The following is a 12,749-nucleotide window of genomic DNA, read 5'->3' as shown; positions in this document are numbered from 1 at the left end:
TCCGTTGATTACAAAGCCCTTATCGCCGGTCTTTTGTTGCAATGCAACATCCCCTCTCACGCCCCCGTATGCGAAGGGGCGTGAGAGGGGATCAGTCCATCAGCCGAAGAAGCCGATCCGTTGCGACACGGCGTTGCCCGTCCGGCGGATCAATTCGTAAAGCTGGGCAATGGGCCGGAAAATATGCTGGTTTTCCTGGCTGTAATCCTGGCTTTCATCGCTGACATATGTCGCGACTTCGCCAAACCCTTCATCCACCGGCGTCTCGTTACGGGCCGGGAAGATGCGGCCCAACTGTTCCAGCGCCCATGGCACATCCAGGTGCAGCAACCGGGTCACCAGCCGCTGGTTGGTGATGGAATGCTGGCTGGAGAATTCCGGCACATGGACGGCCAGCTTATAGATCTGGTGCGTCAGGGCCAAGCGCACCGCGTGCAGCAGCCGCAGATGCCGTTCCAGCGCCGGGTTGGGCGGCGGGGCGGCCCCTGCCCGGTTCAGGTTCTGCTGCAAGACACCATAATCGCGATACAGCTTGCGGAAGATATTGATCAGCCGCTGATGGGTCGGCGTCGCTTCCAGCATCGCGGCGATGCGGCGCATATCATCAGCTTCCAGCGGATTTTCCGACCGGGCGGCACGGGCCAGCCAATGCGCCGGGTCCAGCGTATCGACATAGGCCTTCAACGCATCCGGGCAGGAGACGCTGAGCCCGAAAACCACGATCCCCAGCAATTCCCGGAACCGGGGCGAGGTGGCATAGAGACGACGGAAATGTTCCGGCTCCCGGTCAATCGCCTCACCCACCCCGCTCAACACATTGGCCGGCAGGCCAAGCTGCAACAGGATGGCGTTGTGGGGGATGGCGCGGAACTGGCCGGCCATGACCTGGGCCGCTGCATCGGGGGCGCTGTCATGCTGACGCTTGATGGCGCGGCTGCCGCTGGGGAACAGGAGATTGGTGCCAAAGGCAGCCAGCAACTCACCATAATCAGGGTCGTCCACCAGCCCGACCTGGAAGGTCTTCACCGTGGTGAAGAATTCCCGGATATAATCGCCCTCAGCATAGAACACATCATGTTCCAGGTCCGGCTTGGCCGTGCCGATCATATATTCCAGGATGCGGGTAACGACAGCGAGCGCACTGGCCGGCGTGACGAAATAAAGATAGCCGTCACCGCCCTGGAAACTGACCTCCTGCTTCAGTTCAATCCCATGCTTGGCCGCAAAGGCCAGCGTCGCCGGCGGGCTGACATAGGCCAGCCGGTTATGCAGGCTGGCGGGATGGCCGCCGCGGCCAATGCTTTCCCCATGCGTGTCGAAAATGACAAGCTGGACGCCGGCCAGACAATGGCGGTTGAACAGGCGCAGAATGCGCAGCCGCAGACGCTCAATGCTGGCCGCAGCCGGTGTCTGGCCCAGATAGCGGCCGGCATCGGAATAGCCCATCTGGATGCATAGACGGCCACGCTTTTGCACATAGGCGCGGTAATGCGGGTTTTCCAGCAACTGCTCGATGATGCGGCTGCCAACCTCCAGCGCCTTTTCCGTCTCGAACAGCGGGCTGATATCGACCTGCCCGTCCACCCCGAACAGCTTGGCAAAATAAAGCGCGGACAGGACGGTGAAGGCGCTTTCCGACTCTGCGATCAGGAAACGGATCGGCACCCGCGCATCGGAATATTTCAGCATCTGCGCCACGACCATGAACAGGCGCTTGGCGCTGGTGCGTTCGGCAATGATGCTGCCGAAATTGATATTGACCGGCTCCACCTTGTCCAGCAGGTCGGTCAGTGCCGCCAGGTAGGATTGACGGTAGCGCGGATCATCAGCCGCCGTCTCCAGTCCCACAGCCTTGCGGATGGCATTATGGACCTGAGTGCTGTTCAGGCGCACATGGGTATGGGCCATGCCGAGGCCGAAGGCCGACAGTTCCGCACGCAAAACGGCCAGTTCCTCGACCACCCCAATGGCGCCCTCGCCCTCCACGCTGGCCGCCAGACGGATGGCCCGATCCACAAACTCAATCGCCTCCCCGGCATCGACCAGACGCAGGGGCAGACCTTCATGCATCCGGCGGGCGATGCGGCGCAGATGGTCGATATCCTGCGCTTCCGTACCGCCAAAGGCCGCAATCTCATCCGTCACCTGGTTCAACGCCAGGGCCAGACGGCTTTCGATCAAAGCCAGGGTGTGGCGCAGATCCTCCAGCGCCGGCGCCTTGGCCCGCAGACCGCGCAGGGCCATCAGATAATGGTTGAGCTGGCGCTGCTGCACGATCAGCCGCTTGTGCAGCGTATCGGACCAGCGAATATCCGACCGGCCATCCAGATCATAGCCAACCCAGCTTGCCACCGTCATCAGGCGGGGGGTCAGTTCCGTCCAGCGCTCCGGATAATGGCGCCGCCCCACGCGCAGCACGGCGCGGTACAGGGTGCGGATGGCGGTCTGGATATTGGCGATGGCATCCAGCGACAGCTCATGCTCACGCGCCAGGGACATATCCTCCGGCGTATGGTCGCTGGTGGCAACCTTGCGGATCAAAGCGGCGCGGGCATCCTCATCCAGGGCCTTGCCAGCCTTGTCATAGCCCGTGGCCAGACAGGCCAGCGCCTCCATAAGGGCGCCGGGCAGGTTGAAGGTCGGGTGCGCGGTAATGACAATGCCGAACACTTCCTTCTGCACCAGCTTCTGGAAGGCTTCGAACGATAATTTCTCCGCACCATTGCCGGTGATGGCAACATCCAGCAATTCTTCCAGCCGGCTGGCATTGGCTTCCGGCGCCGCCTCCCCCAGATATCTGGACAGGCGCGCCGCGCGGGCGAGAAAGCCTTCGCTGCTGAGATAATGGATAAGCTGCTCCAGCGCGCCGGGCGCCAGTTCCCCCGCGGCAAGGCGGCGGGAAATGTCCAGCGCCAGCAGCATCACGGGATTGGCGAAAGGATCATGCGATGTTTCAGCCGAGAACCGGTCAAGCTGGGCCAGAAGGTCGCCAGCCAGCGCCTTTGCATCCAGACCCTTGGGGGGAGTGTAACGCGCCTGTTTAGTCGGCAGCAGCGGCCCTTTGGCGGTCACGGTCGCCAGGACTTCCAGATCGGACGGGACGGCGGCTTGCGGCATCGACGGGTCCAGGGGCATGTAAAATGTTCCCACAGTGCAAGGGTTAGTAGCGCCGTTCTATTGCGGCGCAGCGTCGCAGGGTGAGGTAACAACGTTACCAATGTCAACGCTCAAAGGGTAATGGCGGACATATTCCGTCTGCAACACCTGTCTCTTTGGTATGATAGAAAAAATGTAATGCCACTTACTTCATCATTTGATCGCGAATGGGGTGCTGCACATGCACAAGGCCCATGATCCGGCGGAAAAGAAAGCGGCCATGAAGAATGATCCCCAGGCCCCCGTCATGGAAGCGCTGTCCGATCCGCGCAACCATGGATTGATGCCGGATGTTGTGGTGGAGCGGATAGACACCCATGCCGCTGCCCTGTTCCTGGCGGGGGATCGGGCCTATAAACTGAAAAAGAATGTTACCTTTCCTTTCCTTGATTATGGCTCCCTGGCCAAGCGGCTGGAAGCTTGCCAGGCGGAAGTCCGGCTGAACCGGCGGACGGCGCCCCATCTCTATCTCGGGGTTGGCGGGGTGATGCGCGGGCCGGATGGCGGGCTGCATCTGATACAGAACGCGCCGGTGGCCGGGGATGGCGGGCCGGCACCAGACGTGATGGACTATGTCGTCACCATGGCGCGCTTCCCCCAGGAGGCGCTGCTGGACCGGATGGCCGCCGCCGGGCATCTGGATGGCGCCGTCATGACCGATCTGGCCGACATTATCGCCAGTTTCCATGAGGCGGCAGAGGTGCGGCGCGATGCCCCCGGCGCCACGGAAATGGCCGCCCTTGTGGCGATGAATGCCGGCCAGATGCGCCAGCACAGTCTTTTTCCGGAAGCGGAAGTGGCGTATCTGGACCTGCTGGCCCGGACCGCGCTGGCGGCACAGGCCGATCTGATCGACCGTCGCCGCGATGCCGGCTATATCCGCCACTGTCACGGCGACCTGCATCTGCGCAATATCGTGATGCTGGAGGGCAAACCGACGCCTTTCGACTGTATCGAATTTGGTGACCGCATCGCCGTGACCGATGTGCTGTACGATCTGGCCTTCCTGCTGATGGATCTGGAACATCGGGGGATGCGCGATCTGGCCAATATCCTGTTCAACCGCTATCTGGATCAGACGGGCGATCTGGCCGGCCTGTCGCTGCTGCCGCTTTTCATGTCGGTGCGCGCCGGCATCCGCGCCCACCTGACTGCCAGCGCCATTGCCGCTCAGACGGACCCGGGCCGGGCAGGCGCGATGCAGCGGGACGCATTGGCCTATCTGGCATTGGCTACCCGCCTCCTCCGCCCGGCACCGGCCCGGCTGGTGGCCATTGGCGGCTTGTCCGGTACCGGCAAAACAACCCTGGCCCGCAATCTGGCACCGGAACTGGGGCCGGCGCCCGGCGCGGTGATCCTGCGCAGCGACGTGCTGCGCAAAAAGCTGCTGGGTGTGGACCCGCAATCCGCCCTGCCGGAGAAATTTTATGCCGAGGAATACAGCACCCGGACCTATGGGGAGATGGCCGGGCGCGCCGGCTTGATCCTGGAAGGCGGGCATGGCGTGATCTGCGATGGGGTCTATGCCCGTCCCGCCCAGCGTCAGGCCGTGGAAATGGTGGCCAGGATGGCCGGCGTCCCGTTTGCCGGGCTGTGGCTGGTGGCAGACCAGAAGGTGCAGATAGAGAGGGTGGGACGCCGACGGGGCGACGCCTCGGACGCCGATGCCGCCATTGTCCGCCGGCAGGCCGCCTATGATATCGGGGATATGCGCTGGGATATTATTTCCGCCGGGGGTGATCCGCAGGAAACGGCCGCGATTGCGCGGCGTCATGTCACCGGCGCGCATCACTGACACCTGTATCCATCAGGTGGGCGGACCTGATCGCGTCCGGACGTGTTAACCTTATTGCAGCCTGTAAAGCCGCCCCGTCTGATCCAGGTCAATGCCGTCAGGCGGTGGCGCCCTATGCTGTCGGACAGGTTCCCGATACCAGAAGCGACAAAGGGGGAAGTCATGGCCTATCGTAAAGTGCTTAGCGTTTTGACCGGAACGGATGGCGATGCCGCCACCCTGGCAACCGCCTTTTCCCTGGTGGGTGCCGGCAAGGGAAATGTCAGCGCCCTTTTCATGCGCCATGATCCCCGTGACGCGATGCCGATGATCGGCGAAGGCATGACCGGCAGCATGATCCAGGATGTCATGCGCTCGCTGGAGGAAGAGAACCGCATCCGCAGTGAACGCGCACGGGCCGCCTTCCAAACCGCCTGCATCCAGGCCGGTGCGGGGGAATGCCGGCAGCCGCCGGGCCTGGACCGGGTTTCCGCCTGCTGGGAGGAAGTGGATGGCGTGACGGAGGATGTGCTGACCGGTGCCGTGCGTGTCACCGATGCCGCCATCTTCCCACCACTGAGCCAGGAATTGCGGACCGCCGTGCTGGCGGGGATGGAAGCGGTCCTGCTGGATGGCGGGCGCCCGGTGATCCTGTCCGCCCGTAAACCGCCGGCCAAAGTGGGGGCGAAGGTTGCCATCGCCTGGAACGGCCGGACCCAGGCCACCCGGGCCGTGGCCTTGGCCATGCCGGTGCTTTTGCAGGCGGACGAGGTGCATATCCTGACCGTGGGGACGCCGAAAACGGATGTCGAACGCGGCAAGTCCTTGCAGGAATATCTGGCCTGGCACGGCATCCCCGCCGCCACTCACCGGATTGAGAAAAGCGGAACCGTCGCCGCCAGCGTGCTGAACCAGTGCCGGGAGATTGGTGTGGACCTGCTCGTCATGGGCGGATACGGCCATTCCCGTCTGCGGGAATTGATCCTGGGTGGGGTAACCCGCGACATGCTGGACCAGGATGAAGTGACGCTGCTGATGGCCAACTGACGGCTGCGTGTGCCGGGCTGGATCAATCCAGCCCGGCGAGCGCCTTTGCCTGACCCCGTGCAGCGGCCAGTATCCTATTTGCCAGGTCCGGGTTGCTTTCTGCCACGGCCCGCGCAAGGGTCACCGCGCCCACCAGCATGGACAGAAGGGCCAGGGCACGCTCATCGCGTGGCCCCGCCCCCTCAGGCACTTTGCCTGCCAGCTGGGATGTATAATCTGCCAGCCCCACCGCGAAGGATAAAGCCATCCCCGTATCCTGACGCGCCACCTCCCCTGCCCACGCTGGCATCGGGCAACCAATATCCCGCCGCTTGACGTGGGTTTCCGACAGGTATTGGTCGATGAAGGCTGCCAGATCGCTTGCCGCATCCAATGCCTGGATTTTGGTTTGAAAACTGTCCGCGCAGGCTTCCGCTGCAAGCGCATCCTTTGACGCGAAATGGCCGTAGAAGCCGCCATGGGTCAAACCGGCCGCGCGGGTAATTTCAGCCACACCAACCCCGTCAACACCCTTTTCCCGGAAAAGGCGCCCGGCAGCTTCCACGATGGCTGCCCGATGTTCGGCCGACTTTTCCTTGCTGACGCGCACTTTCGCTTCTCCCTGCAATTTTAAATTCGGCCTGAGATCGCTCACGGCAACCACAGCGCATAACAGGCCCGACCGATATTCATGACACAAATGATGCGCCGACAAACATGATGGCCATCATCATAAACCCTCTACCCCGCTAGGACCAGCCCGATCCAGCAGGGAGCAGGAAGGAAGCATTCATATGTTGTCCACCCTGGTTGCCCGCCGGTTACAGCGCCGGAACATCCATTATGGCTGGGTCATCATCGCCGCCACGTTCCTGACCAGCCTGACCATGGCGGGGGCGGTGGGGGCGCCAGGCGTACTGATGGTGCCCCTGCAGCAGGAATTCGGCTGGACCGCATCGGAAATTTCCGGTGCGCTAGCCATCCGGCTGATCCTTTATGGCCTTATGGGGCCATTCGCGGCTGCGCTGATCAACCGGTTCGGCGTGCGCCGGATGGTCGTATCCTCCGTGGCACTGGTGGGCGGCGGCATGGTGCTGTCACTGGCCATGACGGAGATCTGGCATCTGGTGCTGCTCTGGGGTGTCGTGGTGGGGCTGGGCACCGGTATGACGGCCATGGTGCTGGGGGCCACGGTTGCCACCCGCTGGTTCACCCACCGGCGGGGGCTGGTGCTTGGCCTGCTGACAGCCAGCATGGCAACAGGACAATTAATCTTCACGCCTCTGCTGGCTCAGCTTTCGGCCGAGTTCGGCTGGCGGACAGCGGCGATATTGATCTGCTGTCTGCTATCGGTCTCAGCGCTGGTTGTGCTGTTGCTGATGCGCGACCGGCCTGCCGATCTGGGGCTTACAGCCTATGGCGAGATGCCGGGAACGGAGCCGCCGCCAGCGGCGCCGGCCAGTTCAATCATCGCCGCATCCCTGGGCGCCCTGGCCATGGCTGCCCGCACCCGGGTGTTCTGGGTTTTGTTCATCAGCTTCTTTGTCTGCGGGGTCAGCACCAATGGCCTGATCCAGACCCATATGGTGTCGCTATGCGTTGATGTCGGCATGCCGGCAGTACAGGCCGCAGGTTTCCTGGCTTTGATTGGCGCCTTTGATTTTATCGGCACCATCGCCTCGGGCTGGTTGTCCGACCGCTACGATAACCGGGTGCTGTTGTTCTGGTATTATGGCTTGCGCGGCCTGTCCCTGCTCTATCTGCCCTTCTCTGATTTCACCCTGTATGGCCTGTCACTCTTCGCTGTTTTCTATGGACTTGATTGGGTTGCCACCGTGCCGCCCACCATCCGGCTAACGGCAGAGAAGTTTGGCCGGGAAAAAGCCAATCTGGTGTTCGGCTGGATATTCGCCGGCCATCAGTTGGGCGCTGCCTGCGCCGCCTATGGCGCAGGCCTGTCCAAAACCATGCTGGCCAGCTATTTCCCGGCTTTTTATGTGGCAGGCCTGCTCTGCATTGCCGTGGCATTGATCATGCCGCTGGCAGGGAGGAAGCAGGAGCCGACATTGGCCACCGCGTAACCTGTTGGTCAAGCCGCAAGCGACCGGGTTCCTACATTGGTTCTGACACCTTATCGGCGGGATTTCTCTGGCGAGAATTGTGTATCCACCCCAGGGCGCTGGGTGTCTGGTGGCAAATCCATCTGCGCCACCAAGCCGGTCAGCATCTCCCAATGCGGCCGCCATGCCGCCCCTGGCACGGCCCATTGCCGCCGCATGGCGCTGGCCGCTTCCTCCAGCCCGATATCGGCCAGCAGGCGTGCGCCCCGCTCGGCATCGGCTGCCTGTTTCACCAGCGGGCGCAGCGTATCCATTACCTCCAGAAGGGCGCGAACGCGTTCCGCCGGCCATACCGCACGGCAGAAATCCAGCGCATAGCGCAGCTTGCGAATCTGCTTATGCAAAGGCACCACATGGTCGGCCGTGACAAGCTGCTGCCGGCTGAGCGGTCGCCCAGCCTTGAGAACCTTACCCAGACGGCGGGCCAGCAGATCACCCGCCACTTCCCCCATCGCCGTGCCGAAGGGACAGCTCTGGGGCTGACTGGTCCATTCACCGCCCTCCAGCCAGACGGCAAAACCAAGCTGCCACCCGGTCCAGGCGGGGGAAAGCAACACATTGCGCGCTTTGGCCAGCGCTTTCTGCCGCGCGGCGGAGACGGGTCCCAAGGCCGATTTGCGGATGGCGGGGTCCAGGTCGGTCACCGCCTGGGCCAGACGCTGCCAGCGGCGCGCTTTTTCCAAGGGGCGGGCAAGCGCTTGCAGCCCTTCGTGCAACCCGTCGCCCTGGGCGGTATCGATCAGGTCGCGGAACAGGCTATAGCCTGTATCCAGCCGCCGCGTTGCAGCGGCCAGTTCCCGCAGGATTTCCGGATCGGCACCGGCATCGGTGGCAAACGCATCCTGATTATCCAGCATATGGGCCAGACCATTGCGCGCAACATGGCGGAAGGCCTCGGTCACCGTAGTGATCGGGGTCAGGGCCAGGGGCCGGGCGGGCACTGCCTTTGCCTGCGCGCCCGTCAGCAGTGACAGGCCGATATCCGCCTTGCTGCGCATGGTCAGGCGCAGGGGGATCCGGTCATGAATGGCGGCAGCGGTACGGAACAATGCTCCCACATCGCCATGGGCCAGTTCCAGTTCCACCTCGCTGATGGTACGGCGGGGGCCTGTGCCACCGCTATCCTGGCGTTGGGGCCAGGCACGCGCCTCCCCGATATCCAGCGCCATTTCAAGCCGGGCCCCCGTCTCAACCCGCAAAGGCAGAAGGGTGCGCTGGATATCCGTGCAAAAAAGCGGCTCCAGCCGGTTGGCAATGCCGGGGGGCACCAGTTCATCCAGCCCCTGCCCCTGCAACAGCCCCAGATCGGGCTGATCGCTGGTAAGCGGCCATTCCCATTCCCGCCGGACCGCGACGCCGGCCCCATCGCTTCCATCGCCGGCACCCAGCGTCTTCACCGTCTGAACCCGGCGCGCCCCTTTGCGCCGCACACGCAGCGCCACACCCCGACGGGCCAGTGAGAAATCCGGCGTATCGAAATATGTTGTCACTTCACGACCGCGCACCTCTTCACCGGCCACATGTTCGCGGATGAAAGACAGGTCGGGGATACGGGCAAGATCGGCCGGCGTTGCCAGCAGCTTCAGTTCCACCTCACGCCCTGTTGACGGGCGCAGGCGACCGGATTTTCCAGCCAGGGAATGGGATTTGGCGGTCAAAGGGCGGTTACTCCGTCAGCGGGAAACCCGTCGAACGCGCGGAAAGCTAAGGGGTAGCAGCGTAGAAGTCGATGATGGGGATCACGCATTTGCCAGCCGTTCGCCGTCAGGCCCCAGATCACGCGGCCGCACAAAATCGGCAAGTATGCAGCTTCCCCAGCGCAGATCACACCAATCCACCCGTTCAGGCAACGAAATTTCCACAAAGGAACAGGTCGGCAGCTTCATGGCCAGCGCATCCAGCAGCCGCCCATCCCCGTCGCGGCACAGGTCGCGGGTCAAAAGCTGGATGTCGGGATTATGCCCGACGATCAAGGCCCGGTCGACCGTGCTGGGCAGGGCCTTTACCCGGTCCAGCAGCAATTCCTCCCCGCACAGATACAGCCCCTCCTCATAGTCCACTTTCGGCGGGGCCGGCCATGCTTGCATGACCCGCAGCAACGTGTCGCGCGCACGCAGGGCAGTGGAACAGAGGATCAGTTCCGGCAAGGGCGGCCCACCCTTGCGCCGGGCCCAATAATTCGCCATCGTCGCCGCTGCCCTCTCGCCACGGGCATTCAGCGGCCGATCATGGTCGGCCAATCGCGGATCGGCCCAATCGGATTTGGCGTGCCGCAGCAGATAGAGTGTCTTCATGACGGAATCGCAACAGGATGGAACCGGGACCAAGACGCCACGCACGCCCAGCCGCCGGGGCGGCAACAGGCGCACAACCGGCGCAACGAAGGCCCCAGCCGATCCCAAAACCGTCACAGAAGCAACATATACTTCCGCCGCCCGCCCGGAACCGAAGGAAGATCAGGACGTGACCGCCGTGAAGGACGCTGCCGCCAGCGTTGAAACCCTGTCCCCCACCCCCGCCCCCGCACAGCCGGTGCAGGCGGAACTTGTCACGCTGGATAATCCCGAACGCTTCATCAACCGGGAGCTTTCCTGGCTGGCCTTCAATCAGCGTGTGCTGGAGGAAGCCTATAATCCCAGCCACCCGCTGCTGGAGCGGCTGCGCTTCCTGTCCATTTCCGCCAGCAACCTGGACGAATTCTACATGGTCCGCGTGGCGGGCCTGAAGGCGCAGGTTGCCGCCAAGGTCACCACCCCGTCGGACGACAACCTGACCCCCGCACAGCAGCTTGCCGCCATCAACCATCGGGTGACTGACGTGATGCGCGACCAGCAGAGCTGCTGGCTGATGCTGCGCGGCCTGTTGCGGGATGCCGGCATCGCCGTCGTAGAACCGGACGAATTGACCCCGTCCGAATATGACTGGCTGGAAAGCCGCTTCATCGACGAGATTTTCCCCGTCCTGACGCCGATTGCGGTGGACCCTGCCCACCCGTTCCCCTTCCTGCCCAGCGGCGGATTCGCGCTAGCCTTGCAGCTTTTTGACCCACAGAAGGGCAATAACCTGGATGCGCTGGTCATGTTGCCACAGCAGCTTGACCGCTTCGTCCGCCTGCCGGGGGTGGAAACGCGTTATGTCCTGCTGGAACAGGTGGTGCTGACCTTCATCGGCCGCCTGTTCCCCCCCTTCATCCTGAAGGGTCATGGCGTCTTCCGCGTCCTGCGCGACAGCGAGATGGAGATCGAGGAAGAGGCTGAAGATCTGGTCCGCACCTTTGAAAGCGCGCTGAAGCGCCGCAAGCGCGGCAGCGTGATCCGTCTGGCCGTGAATGTCGGCATGTCAAAGGAGCTGCGGGCCTTCCTGATCGACGAGTTGCATGTCTCCCCTGACGATGTATTCGTGCTGGATGGGTTGATCGGGCTGGCCGACACCAAGCAGATCATCACCGATGACCGGCCGGACCTGCTGTTCCGGCCCTATAATGCCCGCTTCCCGGAACGTATCCGCGACTTTGGCGGTGATTGCTTCGCCGCCATCCGGCAGAAGGACATTGTTGTCCACCATCCGTTCGAAAGCTTCGACGTGGTGGTGCAGTTCCTGCGCCAGGCCGCCGCCGACCCCAATGTGCTGGCGATCAAGCAAACGCTTTACCGCACCTCCAAGAACAGCCCCATCGTCGCGGCACTGATCGACGCCGCCGAACAGGGCAAGAGCGTGACCGCCCTGGTAGAACTGAAGGCCCGCTTCGACGAAGAGGCCAATATCCGCTGGGCGCGGGACATGGAACGGGCCGGCGTGCAGGTGGTCTATGGTTTCGTGGATCTGAAGACCCACGCCAAGGTGTCACTGGTGGTCCGGCGGGAAAGCCAGGGCCTGCGCACCTATGTGCATTTCGGCACCGGTAATTATCACCCGATCACGGCCAAGGTTTACACTGACCTGTCCTTCTTCACCTGCGACGTGGCGCTGGGCCATGACGCGGCCCACATGTTCAATTACATGACGGGCTACGCCACGCCCGAGTCGCTGGAGAAAATCGCCATCGCCCCCACCACGCTGCGCCAGCGGCTGGTGGAATTGATCGATGCTGAAATCACCCATGCCAAGGCGGGCCGCCCGGCCCAGATCTGGGTGAAGCTGAACAGCCTGGTGGACCCCAAGCTGATCGACAAGCTGTACGAGGCATCCCAGAACGGTGTGCGGATCGATTTGGTGATCCGGGGTATCTGTTGTCTGCGGCCCGGTGTGCCCGGCCTGTCAGAGAATATCCACGTCAAATCCATCGTTGGACGGTTCCTGGAACATGGCCGTGTGATCTGCTTCGGCAATGGCCACGGCTTGCCCTCCCCCCAGGCCAAGATCTATATCTCGTCAGCCGACTGGATGCCCCGCAACCTCGACCGCCGGATCGAAACGCTGGTGCCGATCGAGAACCCGACCGTGCATCAACAGGTGCTGGACCAGATCATGGTCGCCAACCTGAAGGACAATACGCAGAGCTGGGTGCTTCAACCGGACGCAACCTATCAGCGGATGGAGGCTTGCGCCGAAGGGTTCAATGCCCATACCTACTTCATGACCAACCCCAGCCTGTCCGGCCGGGGCAGCGCCATGAGTGCGGCCCGCCTGCCGCCGAAACTGGTGTTGAGCAATTTCCCGTAACCCGGCACTCT

At 62.9% G+C, this 12,749-nt stretch carries 8 protein-coding genes; 4 read left to right on the top strand and 4 right to left on the bottom strand.

The features are described from left to right. Window positions 1-99 precede the first annotated feature (99 nt). Window positions 100-3,135 (bottom strand): phosphoenolpyruvate carboxylase, encoded by a 3,036-nt coding sequence (locus tag G473_RS27650; protein ID WP_051330413.1) that lies wholly within the window; start codon window positions 3,133-3,135, stop codon window positions 100-102. 241 nt (window positions 3,136-3,376) lie between these two features. Here G473_RS27650 and G473_RS0118110 point away from each other — a divergent pair, with 241 nt between their 5' ends. Both G473_RS0118110 and G473_RS0118105 read left to right on the top strand, forming a co-directional pair. Continuing rightward, entirely contained in the window at window positions 3,377-4,951 is a 1,575-nt protein-coding gene (locus G473_RS0118110; RefSeq protein ID WP_029014267.1) for a bifunctional aminoglycoside phosphotransferase/ATP-binding protein, read from the top strand. A 162-nt stretch (window positions 4,952-5,113) separates the two neighbouring features. Continuing rightward, window positions 5,114-5,977 (top strand): universal stress protein, encoded by an 864-nt coding sequence (locus G473_RS0118105; protein ID WP_029014266.1) that lies wholly within the window; start codon window positions 5,114-5,116, stop codon window positions 5,975-5,977. 22 nt (window positions 5,978-5,999) lie between these two features. Here G473_RS0118105 and G473_RS0118100 read toward each other — a convergent pair whose 3' ends face one another. Continuing rightward, entirely contained in the window at window positions 6,000-6,566 is a 567-nt protein-coding gene (locus G473_RS0118100) for a TetR/AcrR family transcriptional regulator (protein ID WP_029014265.1), read from the bottom strand. A 184-nt stretch (window positions 6,567-6,750) separates the two neighbouring features. Between G473_RS0118100 and G473_RS0118095 the strand changes: the two genes are divergently transcribed. Continuing rightward, window positions 6,751-8,037: an MFS transporter gene (locus G473_RS0118095; protein ID WP_029014264.1), complete on the top strand. Its 1,287-nt coding sequence runs from the start codon at window positions 6,751-6,753 to the stop codon at window positions 8,035-8,037. Window positions 8,038-8,087: 50 nt separating this feature from the next. Here the strand turns inward: G473_RS0118095 and G473_RS0118090 are convergent, their stop codons facing one another. Both G473_RS0118090 and G473_RS0118085 read right to left on the bottom strand, forming a co-directional pair. Next, window positions 8,088-9,734: a CYTH and CHAD domain-containing protein gene (locus G473_RS0118090; RefSeq protein ID WP_084438283.1), complete on the bottom strand. Its 1,647-nt coding sequence runs from the start codon at window positions 9,732-9,734 to the stop codon at window positions 8,088-8,090. Between the two features lie 81 nt (window positions 9,735-9,815). Then, window positions 9,816-10,370 (bottom strand): SixA phosphatase family protein, encoded by a 555-nt coding sequence (locus G473_RS0118085; RefSeq protein WP_029014262.1) that lies wholly within the window; start codon window positions 10,368-10,370, stop codon window positions 9,816-9,818. Between G473_RS0118085 and G473_RS27645 the strand changes: the two genes are divergently transcribed. Further along, a complete protein-coding gene (locus G473_RS27645; protein ID WP_245580114.1) occupies window positions 10,369-12,738 on the top strand; it encodes an RNA degradosome polyphosphate kinase in 2,370 nt (789 codons plus the stop codon). The genes G473_RS0118085 and G473_RS27645 overlap by 2 nt on opposite strands. Window positions 12,739-12,749: the final 11 nt, after the last annotated feature.

Source organism: Niveispirillum irakense DSM 11586 (genome assembly GCF_000429645.1).
Classification (GTDB): Bacteria; Pseudomonadota; Alphaproteobacteria; order Azospirillales; family Azospirillaceae; genus Niveispirillum; species Niveispirillum irakense.
The sequence above is the reverse complement of the archived record's forward strand: the minus strand, read 5'-3'. Positions and strand labels throughout refer to the sequence as shown.

Excerpts from the sequence above, each read along its gene's own strand:
- G473_RS0118110 (WP_029014267.1), top strand. The coding sequence starts at position 3,377 with ATGAAGAATGATCCCCAGGCCCCCGTCATGGAAGCGCTGTCCGATCCG.
- G473_RS27645 (WP_245580114.1), top strand. The coding sequence starts at position 10,369 with ATGACGGAATCGCAACAGGATGGAACCGGGACCAAGACGCCACGCACG.
- G473_RS0118095 (WP_029014264.1), top strand. The coding sequence starts at position 6,751 with ATGTTGTCCACCCTGGTTGCCCGCCGGTTACAGCGCCGGAACATCCAT.
- G473_RS0118105 (WP_029014266.1), top strand. The coding sequence starts at position 5,114 with ATGGCCTATCGTAAAGTGCTTAGCGTTTTGACCGGAACGGATGGCGAT.
- G473_RS0118085 (WP_029014262.1), bottom strand. The coding sequence starts at position 10,370 with ATGAAGACACTCTATCTGCTGCGGCACGCCAAATCCGATTGGGCCGAT.
- G473_RS27650 (WP_051330413.1), bottom strand. The coding sequence starts at position 3,135 with ATGCCCCTGGACCCGTCGATGCCGCAAGCCGCCGTCCCGTCCGATCTG.